The following is an 18,458-nucleotide window of genomic DNA, read 5'->3' as shown; positions in this document are numbered from 1 at the left end:
GCGAGCGCGGGGGCGAGAGCGGTGTCGGGACGGCGTTCACCGGAGGCCCTCCGCATCGACGGCCTGAAGCGCCTCGGTCCCGGCCGGCAGCACGGGCCCCGCCGCGCCCCGCTCGGGGCCGCCGTGGTCCGGCAGCGGACCGACCCCCAGTTCGGCCGCTGCCTTGTCCACCATGTCCCGGGCGTGCCGCAGCCCGATACGGTCCAGCGTCGAGCGCAGTCCGGCCAGGTCCTCGGCGGTCCGCGCGGCGTCGCGGCCGAGGCGGGCAGAGGCCTTGACCAGGCCCAGCCGCGACAGCGCCGTCCCGCGGGGCTCGTCCATCTCGTGGAACTCCTCAAGGGCCAGCGCGTACATCTCACGGGCCTGCTCGTAGCTGCCCGCCCGGTACAGCACGTTGCCGCGCATCTTGTGGTTGTAGGCGAGCGCGCTGGACAGCCGCATCTCCCGGCAGGCCTCCTCCGCCTGGGACAGCAGCGACAGGGCGCGCTCCACGTCCGCGTCGCGTACGGACACCACGTCCGCGATGCCGCGCAGCGCCCATGCCCACCCGCGCCGGTCGTCGGCCCGGGACGCCGTGTCGGCCGCCTCCTCGAACAGGGCCAGGGCCTCGTCGTATTCACCGGTGTTGCGGTGCATCTGCGCGATGCCCTCCAGCGCCCACACGGTGTGCCGGGCCTCGCCGCGGCGGCGGGCCTCGGCGAGCAGCTGCTCGTGCAGCCTCCTCACCGCCGCGTAATCGCCCTGGATGCGCCCGGTCTCGGCGAGCCCCGCCAGCGAATAGCCGCGCACGACGACGTCACCGCCCCGCTCGCCCGTCTCGGCCGCCAGCCTCAGCAAGCGGTACGCCAGCCTGAACGCGCCGCGCTGTCGGGCCAGCGTGCCGCCGCTCCACAGCGCCCACGCCATGGCCCCCTCGTGACCGGCCGAACGCGCCGCCCGGTAGCTCGCCTTCCACGCCCGGTCGGCCTCCTCGACGCGCCCGAGCCTGCGGCAGGCCTCCGCCACGGCCAGCCCGCAGCGCGCCTCCTCCCGCCGGTCCCCGGCCCGCTCCGCCATCCGCAGCTCCTCCATGCCCCGGGCCAGCACCTCGGGCAGCGAGGCGTTCACCGACAACGACTCGAGAGCGCCCTGGTACTCCGGAGCCGACGCCTTCGCCCGCCTCGTCCCACGCACCTGACCTGCCATCACACCCCTCCTCGGTCGGCTCGACGATCAAGCCGACACGAGGACCAAGACGGCGGCGGCGGGCCGGGGTTCCCTCCGGGCCGAGAAGTCCGTCTCCGTACGGGCGCGGGATCATCCTCAAGTGCTACGCGGCCGCCGGCGGCTCCTCAGCGAGATGTACGCCGGGGCTCCCGACTCCTTCCGCCACGGTCCTCACACGGAGTCACGGCGGTCCTGCGACAAGGTGTCGAGCAGGGCCCTGATGCGGTGCGACTGCCGGAGGAAGGCCGGGGTGTCCGCCGAGGGATCGACCAGGTGGTGCGCGACGATCCGCCGGCTCTCGTCGAGCACTTCGGCGGCCTCCTCGTACCGTTCGAGGTGGATGAACCGGACGGCGAGGTTGTTGAGGCTCACGGCGTGGTCGACCAGGTCCCCGTGCAGGGAGCGGTAGAGGTGGACGGCTTCCTCGGCGGCGAACAACGCCTCCTGGGGACGCCCGAGTGCGCCGAGGCGGTTGCCGAAGTTGACCAGGCTCATGGCCAGGCCGTCGCCGGGAGTGGAGGGGTCCGTGTCCCGCAGACGGCGATGACGCAAGACGGCCTCCCCGGCCGCCTCCAGTGCCTCCTCGTGCCGCCCCAGTTCGGCGAGTACGTTGGAGAGGTTGTTCAAGGTCACCGCGTGACCGTGCTCGACCCATGGCGCGGCCAGGTCCTGGAGTCTCCGGAACAGCGTCTCGGCCTCCGAGGCCGCGAGCAGGGCCTCGTCCCGTCGACCGGCTTCGCACAGCTTCACGGCGAGGTTGTTGAGGGTCATGGCCAAGCCGGGATCGTGGGTTTCCGGGTCCCGTGAGGCGACGTCCCGGTAGACGTTCACGGCTTCCGAGAGGTCGGCGATCGCCTCGGCCGACCGATGACTCCCGGCGTACCCGTTGGCACGCATCCGGAGGGCCTGACCGAGAACGCCGCCGTACACCTCGGGTTCGTCCCGCGCGAGGTCCCGGGCCTGCCGGATGAAGCCGGCGAGGGCCTCACCCCTCGGGGTCGCCGCGTGCGGAACCGCGAGCTCCTCCGCGAAGGCGATCGCCAACTCGGCCGCTGCGGGCCTGTGTTCAGGACTGCGGTGCAGACAGTTCCAGAGGGTTCCGAGCAGTACGGGGCCGATCCTGGTCGTGGCCGGGGTCACGTGCTGTCCGTCGAGGGCTCTGGGGTCGCCCCATTTGCCCGTCAGCAGCGACAACAGCAGCGAGCCGAGCGCGTACACGTCCGACTCCGGTGTGGGCGACGGCTCTTCTCCGCCCGCCGCGAGATACGCCTCCCTGACGGGGAACAGACCGCGGTGGGGACTGACCGTCCCGTCGATCCCGGCGGTCATCCAGCTCACCAGGTGGACTTCGTCGTGGTCGGTGACCAGGACGGACCTCGGCCCGAGCGCACCGTGGACGAGGCCGAGCGTGTGCGCTCGGTCGACGGCCTCGGCGAGGCCCCGTCCGATCCGCAGGAAACGCTCCGCCGGGACCTCTCCCCCATGCTCGTCGAGGACGTCGCGGAGGTTCGGCGCCGGCGCCGAGGAGGGGTCGCCCGTACGGCGGTGGACGCGGGCCATCGCGACCCAGTCGGGTTCGGAGCGGCGACGGACCCGCGTGCCGAGCAGTTCCGGCGCGTGCCTTCCCCCCATCCTGCCCAGGCAGGCGGCTTCCGTGGCGACCAGGTCCCCGGCGGGTGTCCGGCCCCCCACCTCGCCCGGGTTCGGCACCCGGACCACGGCGCCGGTGCCGTTCTCGTCCTCCCCGAGGTACATCGTCACGTGGACCCAGCCCCGGCCGCTGCGCGCCACGAGCCGGAACCGCCCGAGCCGCCGGGGGTCTTCCGGCCACAGCGGTTCCCAGCCCGCCGGCAGCTCCTCCGGGGTCGGCGGCGGTGGCGTGGGCGTCGCCGCCGTGACCGGCACGCCGAGCCGGGCGAGCACCTGCTCGCGCAGCCAGCCGAAGGAGCGTCCGGTGTCCTCGATCACGGCGGGGCCGTCGGGGTGGCCGACCCAGGCCGGGAAGACCGGGGCGCGCCCGACGGCGGCCTCGACGCGCGCGGTGACGGCTTCCGTCGTCCGCAGCAGTTCCCGTGGCGGCACGGCGCCGAGGAGCACGCGGCGGGCGTCGCCCGTGAAGTCGAAGCGGCGGTGGTGGGGCAGCAGGTCGGGGGCGTCGGCGGCGAGCTGGTGCATGAGGCCGCCGAGGAAGACCTCCATGAGGTGGCCGGCGTCGGTGGGCGGCCCCAGTGCGCTCTGGACGAGGCGCATCACGGGCGGCGTGACGGGCGAGACGGCCGCGAGGTGGGCGGCGAGGCGGTACGCCTCCGGGGTCGCCGCGTCCCGGAACCGGAGGACGGCCTCGGCGTCGTCGCCCCGGCGTGCGCCCGCGTGCGTGTCGGCCTCGGGGGCGGCGGACCGGCCGGAGCGGGGTCTGCCGCCGTTCCAGAGCGGCAGCAGGGCCGTACCGCCGGGCGAGGCGACGAGCCGCGCCCAGTCGGCGATGGCGGCGGGAGTGGGTTCGAGGACCGGGACGGGTACGGAGTCGAAGTCGACGAGGCCCGGCGGCAGGTCGGGGTCGGTGACGTGCCAGGCGCGGGTGGGGCCGCCGCGGCGGTGGCTGGTGACCCGCCAGCGCTGGGCGCCGATGCCGGTGCTCGCCCAGAGGTGCGCGGGGAGGGCGTGGACGATGGCGGTGGGGCCGCACCGTGCCCAGCGCTCCATCGCACGGCGCATCCCGCCGTCCCGCCAGGCCTCGCCCACGCCGTCGCTCACGACGAGGACGAGGGTGTGCCCGGTGGGATCGCCGAGGGTGTCGGTGGAGCGGGGGCGCCCGTCGGCGCGGAACGGGCCGGGGCGGAGGTACGGGCCGCCGTCGCGCGTGTGGAGCCCGTACACGCGGACGTCGCGGAAGGCTCCGGCGCGTTCCATGAGCGTGCGGATCTCGGCGGCGAGGCGGTGCCAGAGGACCATGGAGACGCCGTCGTCGACGACGAGGGCGAGGGAGAGCCAGCGGGTCCTGGCGGGCCGGGTGACGATCTCGGGCAGTCCGCTGTCCGCGATGGCGGCGACGGTCCTGGCGATGTCGGGTTCGCGTCGGGCGCGGTCGGGGTGGCGCCGGCGCAGCGGCCACAGCGACTTGCCGAGCCTGAGCTGGCCGGCCTCGATGAGGCGGCTGTCGGGGGCGCGGACGGCGACGGCCGGGGAGCGGCGGGTGTCGGTCCCGGCCGCCGCCGCGAGCGGGCCGTCCTCGTGGGGACGCGGCCGCGCCGCCGCGAGGAGTGGGCTCGCGGCGGGCGGGACGGCCGCCGCCGGTGCGGGCCGCTCGCCGGGACCGCCGGCGGGTGCGGCAGGTTCGACGGGCGGGGCCGGGGGCTCGGAGGGGGCGTCGTCCCGGGGGGTGGCGGAGGGCGCCGGGCCGGCCGTGGGCGTGAGGGCCCGGGCCAGGGGCGCGGTGCCCGGCGGCAGTTTCCGGGCGAGCCAGAGGGCGTCGAGGAGCTCCTCGTGGGAGAGCTCGGCCCCGCTCTCGGCCAGGACCTTCGTGACGCGCCCGATCATCACGTCACACGGCTCCGCCGAGCCGGTGGAGCACGGCGTCGAGGAGGGATCCCGCGTCGAGGTCGATGCCGCCCTTGCGGAGGAAGACCGCGTTGAGCAGCTGGTCGGTGGCGAGTTCGCCGGAGACACGGCGGCCGAGGAACTCGCTCAGCAGGTCGTCGACGCCGCCGAGGGCCTCCGGGCCCAGGTGGGCGGCGACGATCTCGCGCAGCCGCACTTCGTCGGGTTCGGGCAGGTCGAGGCGGACGCAGCGGCGGAGGAAGGCGGGCGGGAAGTCGCGCTCGCCGTTGCTGGTGATGATCACGACGGGGAACTCGTGGCAGCGGACGCGTCCGCGCACCACCGGGGCGGGCGCGTCCGGATCGTCGGTCTGGACGTACACCGGCCCGTGGTCCTCGGGGAGGCGGGTGAGCTCGGGGATGGCGAACTCGCCCTCCTCGAAGACGGTCAGGAGGTCGTTGGGCAGGTCGACGTCGCCCTTGTCGAGCTCGTCGACGAGCAGGACGCGCGGGCGGTCCCGGGGCACGAGGGCGTTGCCGAGGGGGCCGAGGCGTACGTACTGGCCGATGTCCGGCTCGGCACCGTGGCCGGTGCCGTCGGTGTCGCGGCGCAGGGTGGCCTCGCGCAGCCGGCCGACGGCGTCGTACCGGTAGAGGGCGTCGTGGAGCGTGGAGCGGCTGTTCACGGGCCACTGGAGGACGCGGCCGAGCGCGAGTTCATGGGCGACGGCGTGTGCGAGCGAGGACTTCCCGGTGCCGGGGTGCCCGGTCACGAGAAGGGGCCGGCGCAGGTGGAGGGCCGCGTTGACGACGTCGGCCTCCGCCGGGCCGATGAGGTACGGCCGCGGGAACGGAGTCGTACGTCCCCGCTCCTCCTCGCCCTCCGTCTCCCCCGGCCGGGCGAGGGTGTCGGCCCGGCCGAACCGGCGCCACGGGGGCGCCTCGGGGAAGGGGACGTCCCGGCGCTGCCCGTTCCCGCGGAAGAGGCGCCAGTCGTCCTCGGTGGGCGGCAGGTCTCCGGTGGCCGTCCCGGCTCCGTGTTCCGCGGTCGTCATGACGCCTGGGTTCCTTTCAACGGGTCCCTCAGTTCCAGGGGTTCGGGTTCGGGGTACCGGCCTTCCGGCTCCCACACGAGGGAGGGGCGCGCCCATGCCGGGCCCGGATGGGCATGGGACCTGCTCCGGAAGTTCCGCACGCGCTCGGGGAGTTCGTCCGGGGGCCCGGAGGGCCGCAGGGCGCGGAGCTTGTCGGCGTCCTCGTAGGAGACGGCGTCACGGTCCCAGAGGACGACGGGGACGCCCAGGGCGAGGCAGAGCAGCAGCCAGGAGGCGCGCTGGTCGGCGGGGCCGTGGAGGACGACCTGGGCGGTGTCGCGATGGTCGGTCTGGAGCAGGTGCGCCAGCTGCGTCCGGTTCCCGCACGTCGGGTCGGTGACCAGGGCCACCGACCTGCCGTGCTTCCAGCGGTGCCGTTGCGCGTCCTGCCGGTCCGTCACGTACTCGCTCAGTTCGGGGCAGCTGAGGGTGACGCGGTACTCCGCCCCGATGGGTTGTCCCGGAACGAAGTCGTTCGGTGCTCCCGGTTCCCATTCGTCGACGGCCAGGTGGAGCCCCGACCGGTCCACGACGACGGTCACCCACGGCACGTGGTACCCCTGTCCGGGTTCCTTCTTCGCCGCGGCGACGGTCGCGCGCAGGCAGCGCGCCGCCTCCTCCGGGGTCTTCGACGCCGAGTCCGCCTCGTGGATCACGCTCGGGGTGCCGTCCACGCGGACGAGGACGATCCGGCACCGGTAGCGTTCGTCGGCCGCGGACTCGTCCCGCCGGAGCTCCATCACCACGCGGGACACGGGTGAGGCCGGCCGGCTCGCCCACTCCACGGCGTCCGCGCGTCGTTCGCCGAGGGCACCGATGTGGATGCCGAGCCGCCCGGCGGTCGCCGAGGACCAGGCGCGGAGTCCGGCTCCGACGGCGGCGTCCGAGGCGGCCGCCACGTACTCGACGAGCCGCAGCAGCCCCGGAACCGGCGGGGTGCCCTCCGGGACGCCCTGGCCGTCGGTGAGCGCCTCCAGTCCCTCGATCACCTCGTCGAGGTCGTCCTCCGCGAGGTGGGGGCGGGCGAGGGCCTCGGGCAGGACGCCGTACCGCAGCGCCTCGCGGGCGGCGCGGGACAGCAGAGTGGGCTGTTCCTTGGACAGGCCGCGCAGCAGGTCGAGCAGTCCCTCGTACTCGTGCAGGGAGAGCAGGGAGCCGCAGCCGAGCACTCGGGCCTGGAGGAAGAGGGCGGTGAGCCGGGTGCGGAAGGACGGGTCCTCCGCGGCCTGCGGGGCGAGGGAGGCGCCGAGCGAGGCGAGGGCGCGGGGATGGGCCGCGAGGAGCGCCGCGAGGTCGGCGAGCGAAGGCGCGTAGCCGTCCGTGTCGTATCCGAGTTCCCGCGCGAGTTCGCGCGTGTGGGCGGCGCGGACGATCGGGTCGGGGAGCAACCGCGTGAGCGCCGGGATGAGTTCCGCCTCGGCGGGGGTGCGCTCGCCGACGGGTCGCGCCTCGGGCGGCCGAACCCTGCCGAGGGGGGTGAGACCGGGGGGCGTGCCCGTGTGCTCGGCGACGTGGGCCGCGAACGCGGCGTCGCCGAGGAACGACCGGGCGGGGAGGGCGTGCAGCCTCCGGGCGCCGTAGGCCAGGGCCTCCTGGACGACGACACCGACGAGGAGGTCGTCGTCGCAGAAGATCGCGGTCCCGGAGGCGCCGCCCCAGGCGTTCTTGCCGTCGACGCCGGGGGCCGGTGCGGGGTCCTGGTCGAGGACGTAGCGGTTCATGGCGCCGGAGAGGGGCGGCAGGAAGCCGCGCAGGTGCTCGACGTCCCGGGTCTCTCCGGCGGCGGCCCGGGGGAAGCCCAGCCCTTCGTACGGCAGGGGCGCCTTGCCCGTGGGGCAGCCCCAGCGGACCGTGCCGGGCAGCTCCGACGCCTCCTCCAGGAGCAGAAGGGCGACGTCCAGGCCCTCCGGGTGCTCCCAGAGCAGCGCGGCGGAGGTACGGGTCGTCTCCCCCTCGACCGGATGTCCGAGGCGTACGGACGTCACGGGCCAGAGCGCGCCCGTGTCGCCGTCCGCCAGAACATGACGAGCGGTCAGGACGAGCCGTGGGGCGATCAGATAGCCGGTTCCGGTGCTCCGGACCTGCCGGTCGGACCCGCTGCGGATCAGCGCCAGTCTGCGCGGATCCACGTCACTCCTCGTCCCACGACCCGGTTTCGTCGTCGCTGATGTCGGGGCTTCCGCCGCCGGTGGACCGGTCCTTGACCTTGAGCCGCAGCGTCAGCTTGTGGGTGCGGACGCTCTCGTGCCCGCCGCCGGCACCGACGGAGACCACGCCGAAGCCGAGCTTGCCCTCGCCGTTCACGCTGTCGCGGAGTTCGAGGAGCAGTTCGAGTTCCGCCTCCTCGACGGTGAAGGCGAACTGCTGTCCGGAGCCGCTGTCCTGTGCCTGGTACAGCTCCTGCCGCAGCTCCTCGATGGCCGCGGCCAGCCCGATCGTCGACACCCTTGCCCCCACCCACGGTTCACTCGAGACGCTCCGTCGTCGTTACGTTACAGCGCCCCGGGGCCGCCTCAAAGCCGGGTCGTGGACAATCGGCGTCATGGAACCACTGGAACCGTGGGGACCGCCGGACGGCCCTCGCGCCGACCGGGCGGCACCGCTCGACGACGCCGGAGCGGAGAAGGCCGACGCCTTCCTGTGGCGCGTGACCGACATCCTGCGCGGCGACCTGGACGCCTCCGACTACCGGGAGTTCGTCCTCGGCCTGATCTTCCTCAGATACGTGTCGGAGGCCTTCGACGAGCACCAGCGGGAGCTGGCCTCGCACCTCGCGGCGGAGGGCGTACCCGACGAGCTCATCGACGGCCGCGTCGAGGACCGCGCCGCGTTCGACCTCACCGGTGCCCTGTGGGTGCCCGAGTACGCCCGTTGGTCCTGGATCGTCGGCCGCGCCGGGGGCCGGAGCCTCGCGCCGCTCCTCGACGAGGCGATGGAGGGGCTGATGAGGTCGAACCACGCGCTGGCGGACGCCCTCCCGGTCGTGTACCGGCGCGGGGGCATGGACGAGCGACGCCTCGCCGAACTCGTGGGACTGATCGGCGACATCCGCTTCGGCGACGCGCGCAGGTCGCCGAAGGAGGCGCTCGGTGACGTCTACGAGTACTTCCTCTCCAGGTTCGCGCGGATGAGCGGCGCTCCTGGTGGCGGGTTCCACACGCCCCGGTCGGTCGTCCGCCTGATGGTGGCGCTCGTGGAACCGGAAGCGGGTCGGCTGTACGACCCGGCGTGCGGGACCGGCGGCATGTTCGTGGAGGCCGCCGCGTACGCACGCGCCATCAGGGGTTCCGACAGCGGTCTCCGCTTCCGGGGGCACGAGTCGGACCAACGGACGTGGCGCCTGGCCCGGATGAACCTCACCGTCCACGGCGTCGACGGCCGGGCGGACGTACGGTGGCGGGACACACCGAAGGCCGAGAGGTCGCCCCGGCGCAAGTCCGACTTCGTGATGGCCGCGCCGCCGCGGGACGTCTCCCCCGCCCTCTGGCTCCGTCGCGCGTACGAGAGCCTCGACGCCCGGGGAACCGCCTGTCTCCTGCTTCCGAGCGGATCGCTCGACTCCGGCTCGGAAGACCGGGCGGAGTTGTTGGAGAGGGACCTGGTCGCGGGCGTGATCGCTCTCCCGGGCCGCCTGTTCGACTCGCCGAAGACGTCGGCGAGCCTGTGGATCCTCACCGGGGACAAAGGCCGACAGGAGGACCGACGACTTGCCGAGCGGCGCGGCGAGATCCTGTTCGTGGACGCCCGCGAGGCGGGCACCCTGGTGGACCGGACACAACGCGTCCTGACCCAGGCGGACATCACGAGGATCTCGGAGACCTACCACGCCTGGCGGGGCACCGCCTCGGCACAGGTGAAGCGACTGGCGTACGCGGACGTTCCGGGCTTCTGCGCCTCGGCCGGCCTCGCGCAGGTGCGCCAGAACGAATACGGGCTCACGCCCTCGCGGTACACGCACCCGGAGGCGGTGGCCCGCCCCGCGCCGAGGGACGTGGAGGCGGAACTCGCGTTGCTGACAAGGAACTTGTACGCGCTGTTCGACTGAGTACGGATCGCCCTTGGGGGGGCGGCACCACAGGGCCGAGGATCCGTCGTCCTCGCCTCAGCGGGTGCGCGTTCCCGGTGCGGCGAGGAGCTCCGCCGTGGTCGCGGCGACCGCGGCCGCGACCTCGGCCGCCCAGGGGACGAGGAAGAAGTGGTCGCCGGGGAACGAACGCGTACGGAACAGGCCCCGGGCCGCGTCCTTCCACGCCGCGGCCCCGGCCGCCGTGTGCGTGGGGTCGGCGTCGCCGGTGAACACGACCACGGGGCAGCGCAGCCGGTGGACCGGACGGGGGCCGTACGTCCCCGCGATCCTGAAGTCGTTGCGCAGGCCGGGCAGGGCCAGGGCACGGAGTTCCGCGTGGGCGGAGACCCGTTCGTCGATCCCGCCCAGGGCGGTGACCGCGGCCCAGAAGTCGTCGTCGTCACGCGACGCGACGGAGCCCCGCCTCACGTGGTGCGGGGCGGCCTGGCCGGACAGGAACAGGGCCACGGGCGGGCGGCCCCGGCCTTCGAGGCGCCGCGCCGCCTCGTAGGCCACCAGCGCGCCCAGACTGTGTCCGAACAGGGCCACCGGCCGGTCCCCGTCGTGGAGGATGGCTTCGGCCGCGCCGTCCGCGAGCGCCTCGACGTCCGGGGACGGGCGCTCGCTCCGGCGTTCCATGTTCCCGGGGTGGCGTACCGCCGCCAGTTCGAGCCCCGGCGGGAGCAGCCCGGCCCACGGGCTGTAGAAGGTGCTGTTGCCCCCGGCGTGAGGGAAGCACACCAGCCGGGCGTCGCCGGGGCTCGGGCGCAGCACCCTCAGCCACCGGCCGGGCTCGGCCGTGCTCGTCTCGCGCATGGTCCTCGTGCCTCTCTCGCGGCGTCGGCGGCGACGCGTCAGGGTGCCGTCGTGAGCCGCCCCGCACCGCGGTGCAGGAAGAGGGCTTCGGTCAGGGCCACGCGGGCGATCTCCTCGGGGGCGACGCTCTCGTCGGGCGCGTGGATGAGGCACTGTGGTTCCTCGACGCCCATCAGGATGATCTCGGCGTCGGGGTAGAGCTCGGCGAAGACGTTGCACAGGGGGATGGATCCGCCGAGGCCCAGCAGGGACATGTCGCGGTCGTACGCGTCGCGCATGGCCCCGGCCATCGCGGTGAAGGCGGGTCCGTCGGTGGCGGCGAGGAAGGGCATCGCGACGGGGCCGCGCTCCACGCTCAGGCGCGCGCCCCAGGGGGCGGCGCGTTCCAGGTGGCCGGCGAGGGCGTTCTGGGCCCGCAGCGGGTCGATTCCCGGCGGTACCCGCAGGCTGAGCCGGGCCGCGGCGCGCGGCTGGACGACGGCGGCCGCCCCGTCCACCGGCGGGCTGTCGATGCCGAGCACCGTGAGCGCCGGACGGGCCCAGATCTGGTCGCCGACCGTGCCCCGGCCCAGCAGTTCGACGCCGTCCAGCACCTGTGCGTCCCGCCGGAACCGTTCGGTGTCGTAGGGCCGGCCGGACCACGTGCCGCCGTCGTCGAGACCGTCGATCGTGGTCTGCCCCTGGTCGTCCCACAGCGTGGACAGGACGTGGACGAGGGCGACCAGTGCGTCCGGGGCCGCTCCGCCGAAGGCTCCGGAGTGCAGCTCCGACGCGAGCGTCTCGACGCGGACGACCAGGTCGGTGACGCCTCGCAGGCTGACGGTGGCCGCCGGCTCCCCCACGGCGGCGTTGCCCGCGTCGCACACCAGGATCACGTCGGCGCGCAGCTCTTCCGGGTGGCGGCGGAGGTAGTCCTCCAGTCCGCCGGTGCCTTGTTCCTCGGAGCCCTCGACGACGAGTTTGAGATGGACGGGAAGATCGCCGTCCAGCGTACGCAGGGCCCTGAGCGCGGTCAGGTGGGCGAGGATGTTGCCCTTGCAGTCCGAGGCCCCGCGCCCGTACCAGCGGCCGTCGCGCTCGGTGAGCGTGAAGGGCGGGGACGTCCACGCCGTCTCGTCGAGGGGCGGCTGCACGTCGTAGTGGGCGTAGAGGAGGACCGTCGGCGCACCGGGCGGGCCCGGGCGTTCGCCCAGCACGGCGTGCGTGCCGTCGCTCGTCTCGACGAGCCGCGCGTCGTCGAAGCCGAGCTCGGCGAAGGCGTCGCGGACCCATCGGGCGGCCCTGTGGCATTCCTCCAGCGGGTACTGGTCGGGGTCCGCGACCGAGGGGATGGCGACGAGGTCGGCCAGATCGCCCCACACCCGGTCCGTATCCGCGTCGACGGCTGCGGCGAGCCGGTCCCGCACGGATGCCGCCGTGCCGTCGCGTCCCCGCACCGCCGTCACGGTCGGACCGCCAGCGCGTCCACCTCGACGAGCGCGCCGGGCGCGAGGACGACGGTGACGGTGGTGCGGGGCGGGAACGGCTCGGAGAGGACCTCGCGGTAGGCGGCGTCCATGGCCTCGAAGTCCTCGTCGCGGGCGAGGTGGACGCGGACCATCAGCACGTCCTGCCAGCCGGCTCCGTCGGCGGCGAGGATCGTCCCGACCTGCTCCAGCGCGCGCCGCGTCTGACCGGCGACGCCGGCGTCGAGGACGTCGCCCGTGGCGGGGTCCGTGGCCACCTGGCCGCAGACCTGGAGGAAGGGTCCGATGCGGCGGCCCTGGCTGTAGGCGCCGACGGGGGCCGGGGCGGCGGGCGTGCTGATGGTGGTGAACGACATCGTTTCTCCGGAGTTCGGGTTCAGTTGCTGATGAGCGGCCGCGTCCAGGGCTGGTCCCACAGCTCGGACGGGACGGCGTCCGGTCCGTGCTCGGCCTGCCACGGGGCGAGGTCGACGGGGGCCGGGCGCGGGGTGTCCGCCGCGCGGTCGGCGAGCGCCACGGTCCACAGCGGGGACAGCAGCGCGCCCCGGTTGACCTTGGCGCCGTACGCCCCGATGCCCAGGTGGAGTCGGTCCAGTCCTCGGCCGCTCATGTAGTCGATGGGCGTGTAGTAGCAGATCCCGTAGTACTCGTAGGCGTCCCGCAGCGCCTCGTAGTCGAACCCGGCCGCGCGGGCGTAGAGCGTGCCCTTCCACTCGTACATCACCGACACGGCGACGAGCCGGCCGCGGCTGCGCGCGGTGAAGACCACGGAGTGGTCGTCGAGGCAGGCGGCCTGGTCGGCGAACATGCGGACCGTGTCGGCCGGGGTGGTCGCGTGACCGTACTTGCTCTGCAGGTTGGCCAGGAGGGGCGCCGCCTCCTCCAGGCAGGAGCCGAGGCGCTCCGTGCCCAGCTCGTAGCCGGCCGCCAGGAACCGCTGGTACTCGCGCTTGAGGCTGATGCGATGGCGGCTGCGCAGGCCGGCGCAGTACTCCGCGAAGGTCGCGCCCCCGGTGACGAGGGACGCGTCGCCGCAGTCGAAGTCGACCGCGGCGCCGCGCCGGTGGAGCGCGGACGCGGTGCGGCTCGTGGCGAAGAGGAACAGCGAGCCGCTCCGGGAGGGGGGCTGCAGCGCGCGTCGGGCGTCGAGCAGGGCGTCGAGGACGGCGTCCTCCGCGTCGGGTGCCCGGAGGATGCCGCTGCTGTATCCCCGGTGCGCCCCCGCCACCCCCCAGTCGCCCGACGCCCCCATCTGGTCGAGCCGGGGCTCCAGCGAGTAGAAGACGTTGTGCTCCCGCTCGATCTCGTACAGCGGCAGTCCGCCGACCAGCCGGTCCGCGTCGTAGGCCAGCAGGTACGTCACCGAGGCGCCGCTCTCGCGCTCGACGGAGCGGAGCCAGCCGTGGGACATGTAGAAGCCCTCGGGCTCCGCGAGATCGTCCCAGGCCTGTGCCGGCACCTGGTCCAGGGTGGCCACGGTCTCGGTGCGCAGGCCGACGGGAGAACCGTCCATCGTGTCATCCGCCTCAGTGCTGTCGGCTCGGTCGATCGGGTGGGGAGGGGTGGCGGACGCGGGCGTCCGGACTCCGTGCTCAGTGGTCGTGGCGCGCCGCTTCGATGTGCTCCCGCACCGCTGCCACGACGGTCTCGGCGGCACGGACGACATCGCCCCCGGAGCGGGCGAGGGCGAGCCTCACCTGGCGCCGGCCGTCCTCCTGCCGTGCCCAGTGGAACGGGCCGCAGGGCAGGACGTGGGTGCCGTCGCGCACCAGCGTGTCGTAGAGGGTGGCCGCGTCCGGTCCGTCCGCCGGCAGGGTGATCCGGGCGACGCTGATGCGGGCGTCGGGGTCGGTGAGCTCGACGGGAGTGCCGTCGAGGATGCCGGCCAGTGCTTCGCGGTTGCTCCGGATCAGGCCCGAGAGCTGCGCGTAGCCCTCCCGCCCGGCGTCCTCGGCGAGCTTCGTGATCATCAGGAGGATCAGCGGGGACACGGACAGCAGGACGTCGCTGAAGTACTCCATCAGCGGAAGGTCGGTGTGCTCGCCCCAGGCCAGGAACCCGGCCTTGAGCTCCAGCGTGGGCCACAGCTTCCCGGTGTCCTCGATGACCACCCACTCCGTGCCGGACTCCTCCAGGATCCGGTAGGTGTCGTACTGCGCCCGGGTGTCCTGGGCACGGAAGCAGGTGTCCATGGCCAGCACCCGGCCGGTGCGGGCGCAGAAGGCGGCGAGCCGGCGCAGTCCCTCCTCGGAGAGCACCCAGCCCGTGGGGTTGTTGGGGGTGGTGACGAACACGGCACCGACCTCGTCCGGCAGGTCGGGTTCGCCGCGCTCCAGGTCGGCTTCGGGGACCGGCAGCAGGGTGAGTCCGCGTCCCTTGAGGAGGTCCGGGATGTTGTCGAAGGTGGGGTGCACCAGGGCGACGTGCGCGGTCCGCTGCGCCAGGGCGCGGGCCGTGATGTCCATGGCCACCGACGAGGAGTAGCAGCTGACGAGCCGTCCGGTGCCGATGGGGGCGCGGTGCTGGCCTATGCCGTGGAGGAAGGCGGCCTGGGCCTCGGCCTCGATCTCCTCGAAGACGCGTTTCTCGGCCTCGTCGAAGAGGAGGGGGAGGCTGTTCACGATCTCGCGCTGCGTGTCGGTCAGGGCCATGCGCGGGTGCCCGTCGGAGACGTTGAGGCCGCCGAGGAGCGCGTCGGTCTCCATGGAGGTCAGGTTCCGGGCGAGCTCGTCGGCCGCGGTCGGCTCGGTGGATGCGGAAGTCATGGGGTTCCCTTCGTCGTGCCGGCCGCCGGTTGCGCCCGGGACCGTAGTGCGACCTGTCCGAGGAGCTCGAACGCGACCACGGACGCGGCGTGGCTGGTGATGTCCGCGTGGTCGTAGGGGGGCGCGACCTCGACGATGTCCAGGCTGCGGTAGTCGAGCGGTCCCAGGGCCCTGAGGTACTGGAGGGTCTGGTACGAGGTGGGTCCGCCGACCTCCGGGGTGCCGGTCCCCGGGGCGTACGCCGGGTCGATGAAGTCGATGTCGAACGACACCATGACCGGGCGGTCGCCGACCCGCTCGCGCACGCGTCTGCCGAATTCCCCTGGCGTGGTCTCCGCCAGCTCCGGCCACCCGATCACGTCGTAGCCGAGCGCCTCGCCCGAGCCGACGTCGTCGGGGTGCACGGAGCCGCGCATGCCGACCTGCACGCTGTGGTGGGGGTCCACGACCCCTTCCTCCACTCCGCGGCGGAACATGGTGCCGTGGAAGTGCTTGACTCCGTAGTAGTCGTCGAGCACGTCGCCGTGGGCGTCGAAGTGGACGACGCTCACCGGGCCGAACACCCGGGCCATGGCCCGCATCTCCGCCATGACGAGGCTGTGGTCGCCCCCCAGCAGCAGGGGGATGACGCCCTGTTCGTAGAGCGGCGTCAGGAACTCCTCCAGCCGTTCCAGGGTCAGCTCGTGGTAGCCGGGGACGACGGGGGCGTCCCCCGCGTCCACCATCGAGAGCGTCCTGGTGATGTCCACCCCGGTCGCCGGGTTGTGATCGCGCAGGAGGATGCTGGCGGATCTGATCGCCTCGGGTCCGAAGCGGGCTCCGGAGCGGTAGGAGACGGCGGAGTCGGTGGGTACGCCGACGACCGCCACGTCGACCCGGCCGGCCGCCGTGAGGGGGTCGTCCACCCACGGCAGGCGCATGAAGGTGCGGGGGCCCGACGCGATGCGCGGTTTGGTCATGCTGTCGCGCGGGCGATAGTGCTCGGTCACACGGAGGCCTTCCGGAGCAGCCAGCCGACCGCGAAGCCGGTGGAGTCCATGGAGGGGTCGGTGGTGTCGAAGGCGTCGACGCGCAGGCCGCAGTCGGCGAACAGCTTCTCCCACCAGTCCTTGGTCTCCAGCCGCTGGCTGGTGAAGGGGTGCATGAGGAGGTAGGCGTTGTAGTAGGCCTGCGCGAGCGGCTGGGCCATCGCCTGGCGGTCGGAGGACTTGAGGTCGATGTCGATGATGGCCAGGGTGAGGTCGGGCGATTCCGTGAAGAGCTTGGTGAGCATCCGGCGCACGCCCTCCTCGCCCTCCTGGCCGAGGACCTCGTGGATGACGAAGCCGAGTACGGCGAGGTCGGGCTTCTCGCTCGTGTTCTCGATCCACTGCACCGCGTCGACCTGCTCGATGGTCACGCGGTCCGCGGTCGGCTGCGTGGCGACCCACTCGCGCGCGGCCGCGGCGCCGTCGACGTGGGGCTCGATGCCCACGGCGGTCATCTCCGGGTAGTCGGCGCACAGTTCGGTCAGGTAGACGCCGCTGCCGCAGCCGAGGTCCACGAGGCGGCGGTAGGTACGGCCGTCCTCGGCGAGGAGCTTGCGCAGCAGCGGGATGGAGTCGTGCATGCTGATGCCGCAGCTTCCGCTGCCCACGTAGCCGCCGCGTCGCGGGGTCGGTCCGGTGCCCTGCGCCAGGTGGTCGCCGAGGGCCAGGAACGTGCCGCCGTAGCCGCCGACCATCATCTCGTACCAGGGGCGCGCCTCCTCGTAGCGGTGGGCGAGCCCGGTGAGGGTGAGGACGCCCGAATCGGAGCGGTCCAGCAGGTCCGCGGCGACCCAGTAGTCGACCATGGCGGTGATGCGGGCCCGGTCGAGGTTCTTCTCCTGGACGAGCGCGTCGACCGTGGTGCCCGCGGCGAACGAGTCCTGGAGGCCGGACTGCTGGAGCGTGAAGATCATGGTGCTGAGCACGAATCCCTTGAAGGGTTCGAGGGCGCGCACCAGGTGGGACTCGTTGATGGGCATGACGATTCCAATCACAGTGGGTGGTGAGCGGGGACGGGGCCGGCGGCCGGTGACCGGAGTCAGCGGTCGAGGTCGTCCAGGACGGATTCCTTGCTGTCCCTGTGCTGGGTGAAGAGGTCGTAGAACTTGGCCTGGAAGGCGTCCGGGGGGCCGAGGAAGAGCCGCTCGTACAGCACCTGACGGGTGCCGAAGCGGTTCATGGTCAGGTCCGCGGCGGCACGCAGCAGCCGGCCGTGCGCCAGGCCGTCGACGCCCGCTCCGGCGAAGTACGTCCGCAGGAACGCGTGGGCGGCCGATTCGGGGTCCTCGTCGGCGGCCACGGGGTGCATCACGAGTCCGCTGCTGACGATCTGCTGGAGCAGCTCGACGGCCCGGGGGTAGAGCCGCGCGTGCAGCATCCCGGAGGCGGCGAGCGGCACGGACTGGCAGGTGTGGTGGCCGAACTCGTCCTGATGGGCGCCGGCTTCCGCGGCGACGACCAGTCCGCGCAGGGTCTCGGCGATGCCCGCGAGCTCGCCCAGCTGCTGGCGGACCACCTGCTGCCGGTCCCGGCCGGAGGCCTTGGCGCACCGGTCGGCGAGGTCGAAGACCGTTTCGGCCTTGATCCAGGCGCGGACCGCCGACTGGTGCCAGGCGTAGGCCGTCATGCCGGTGCCGGGCCTGAGGTTGTTGGCCGTCTCGACGTCGCCGTGGATGAAGACCCGGTTCCAGGGGATGAGGACGTCGTCGAACCGGCAGACGGCGTCGAGCTCGTCGAAGCGGCTCGCCAGCGGGCCGTCGTCGGCGGGGACCGCGGCGTAGGAGGGCCGGGAGTACAGGGTGAGTCCGGGGGTGGCGACCGGGATGGCGAAGCACAGCGCCTGGTCCGCCTCGGCTTCCGTCAGCGGACGGAAGGGGTAGACCACCAGTTCGTCGGCGAAGGGCGAAAGCGTGGCCAGCATCTTGGCGCCGCGCACGACCACCCCCTCGGCGGTGCTGCGGACACTGCGCAGGGTCTGGGTCTCCCCGCGCGCGTCGGGGCCGAGGTGGCGGTCGCCGGGCGGGTCGCTGATGGCGTGCGTCAGGACGAGGTTCGCGTCCCGGGCGAGCTTCCAGTACGCGCGGACGTTGTCCTGGTACTCCCCGAAGTGGCCTGCGGCGCCCGCCCAGGCGGTGAGCACGGTGGCGACGAAGTCCGGGCTCCGGCCCATCAGGCCGCCGCTGAGCCGCGCGATGCGGGCGAAGGCCCGGCCCCGGGCGTGTACCGCCGCGGTGGAGTCCGCCAGCGAGTAGGCGAGCGGCTGCCCGTCGTCCGCCGCGAGCCCTGCGCCGGGCCGGTGGGCGTCCAGGAGGTCGGCCAGGAATCCGGCCATCCCCTCGGTCGCCGGGTCGTGCGCCAGGTCGTCGACGAGACGGCCGGCCAGGTACACGCGCCTGCCGTCCGCCAGCCCGGCCAAGTACTCCTTGCCCGTGCGTATGGGGTCGTGCGCCGTGGTGTTCGCGGTCATGTGCCTTCCCTGCC

At 73.5% G+C, this 18,458-nt stretch carries 14 protein-coding genes; 1 reads left to right on the top strand and 13 read right to left on the bottom strand.

Annotation, left to right across the window (positions count from 1 at the left end):
- Window positions 1-36: 36 nt before the first annotated feature.
- From ABZ621_RS27910 to ABZ621_RS27890, 5 genes are all read right to left on the bottom strand, one after another.
- Complete coding sequence (locus tag ABZ621_RS27910) at window positions 37-1,185, bottom strand: tetratricopeptide repeat protein (protein ID WP_360609181.1); 1,149 nt, start codon at window positions 1,183-1,185, stop codon at window positions 37-39.
- 192 nt (window positions 1,186-1,377) lie between these two features.
- Window positions 1,378-4,743, bottom strand: coding sequence for a protein kinase family protein (locus tag ABZ621_RS27905; RefSeq protein ID WP_360609224.1), 3,366 nt, complete (start codon window positions 4,741-4,743; stop codon window positions 1,378-1,380).
- Between the two features lie 4 nt (window positions 4,744-4,747).
- Window positions 4,748-5,797: a MoxR family ATPase gene (locus ABZ621_RS27900; RefSeq protein WP_360609180.1), complete on the bottom strand. Its 1,050-nt coding sequence runs from the start codon at window positions 5,795-5,797 to the stop codon at window positions 4,748-4,750.
- Window positions 5,794-7,965 (bottom strand): trypsin-like serine protease, encoded by a 2,172-nt coding sequence (locus ABZ621_RS27895; protein WP_360609179.1) that lies wholly within the window; start codon window positions 7,963-7,965, stop codon window positions 5,794-5,796. The genes ABZ621_RS27900 and ABZ621_RS27895 overlap by 4 nt, the downstream gene beginning before the upstream one ends.
- 1 nt (window position 7,966) lies before the next feature.
- A complete protein-coding gene (locus ABZ621_RS27890; RefSeq protein WP_360609178.1) occupies window positions 7,967-8,281 on the bottom strand; it encodes a trypco2 family protein in 315 nt (104 codons plus the stop codon).
- Window positions 8,282-8,378: 97 nt separating this feature from the next.
- On the opposite strand from ABZ621_RS27890, the gene ABZ621_RS27885 reads away from it, so the two are divergent.
- The gene (locus ABZ621_RS27885) at window positions 8,379-9,881 is read left to right on the top strand and encodes a class I SAM-dependent DNA methyltransferase (protein ID WP_360609177.1); all 1,503 of its coding nucleotides are present in this window, start codon (window positions 8,379-8,381) and stop codon (window positions 9,879-9,881) included.
- 57 nt (window positions 9,882-9,938) lie between these two features.
- On the opposite strand, the gene ABZ621_RS27880 is transcribed toward ABZ621_RS27885, so the two are convergent.
- From ABZ621_RS27880 to ABZ621_RS27845, 8 genes are all read right to left on the bottom strand, one after another.
- Window positions 9,939-10,718, bottom strand: a complete 780-nt coding sequence (locus ABZ621_RS27880) for an alpha/beta fold hydrolase (protein ID WP_360609176.1) — start codon at window positions 10,716-10,718, stop codon at window positions 9,939-9,941.
- A 38-nt stretch (window positions 10,719-10,756) separates the two neighbouring features.
- Window positions 10,757-12,124 carry a dipeptidase gene (locus ABZ621_RS27875; protein WP_360609223.1) on the bottom strand — a complete coding sequence of 456 codons (1,368 nt, stop codon included), beginning with the start codon at window positions 12,122-12,124 and terminating at the stop codon, window positions 10,757-10,759.
- 35 nt (window positions 12,125-12,159) lie between these two features.
- Window positions 12,160-12,540, bottom strand: coding sequence for a Rid family hydrolase (locus ABZ621_RS27870; RefSeq protein ID WP_360609175.1), 381 nt, complete (start codon window positions 12,538-12,540; stop codon window positions 12,160-12,162).
- 20 nt (window positions 12,541-12,560) lie between these two features.
- Window positions 12,561-13,697: a GNAT family N-acetyltransferase gene (locus tag ABZ621_RS27865; RefSeq protein ID WP_360609174.1), complete on the bottom strand. Its 1,137-nt coding sequence runs from the start codon at window positions 13,695-13,697 to the stop codon at window positions 12,561-12,563.
- Between the two features lie 79 nt (window positions 13,698-13,776).
- Window positions 13,777-14,949: an aminotransferase class I/II-fold pyridoxal phosphate-dependent enzyme gene (locus ABZ621_RS27860; RefSeq protein WP_360609173.1), complete on the bottom strand. Its 1,173-nt coding sequence runs from the start codon at window positions 14,947-14,949 to the stop codon at window positions 13,777-13,779.
- The gene (speB, locus tag ABZ621_RS27855; protein WP_360609172.1) at window positions 14,946-15,938 is read right to left on the bottom strand and encodes an agmatinase; all 993 of its coding nucleotides are present in this window, start codon (window positions 15,936-15,938) and stop codon (window positions 14,946-14,948) included. Before speB ends, ABZ621_RS27860 begins: the two co-directional genes overlap by 4 nt.
- Window positions 15,935-16,957, bottom strand: a complete 1,023-nt coding sequence (locus ABZ621_RS27850; RefSeq protein ID WP_360609171.1) for a hypothetical protein — start codon at window positions 16,955-16,957, stop codon at window positions 15,935-15,937. The genes speB and ABZ621_RS27850 overlap by 4 nt, the downstream gene beginning before the upstream one ends.
- Before the next feature lie 59 nt (window positions 16,958-17,016).
- Window positions 17,017-18,444, bottom strand: coding sequence for a 4-hydroxyphenylacetate 3-hydroxylase N-terminal domain-containing protein (locus ABZ621_RS27845; protein ID WP_360609170.1), 1,428 nt, complete (start codon window positions 18,442-18,444; stop codon window positions 17,017-17,019).
- Window positions 18,445-18,458 lie beyond the last annotated feature (14 nt).

Origin of the sequence: Streptomyces sp. NPDC007863 (assembly GCF_040633895.1) — a bacterium.
Taxonomy (GTDB): domain Bacteria; phylum Actinomycetota; class Actinomycetes; order Streptomycetales; family Streptomycetaceae; genus Streptomyces.
The sequence above is the reverse complement of the archived record's forward strand: the minus strand, read 5'-3'. Positions and strand labels throughout refer to the sequence as shown.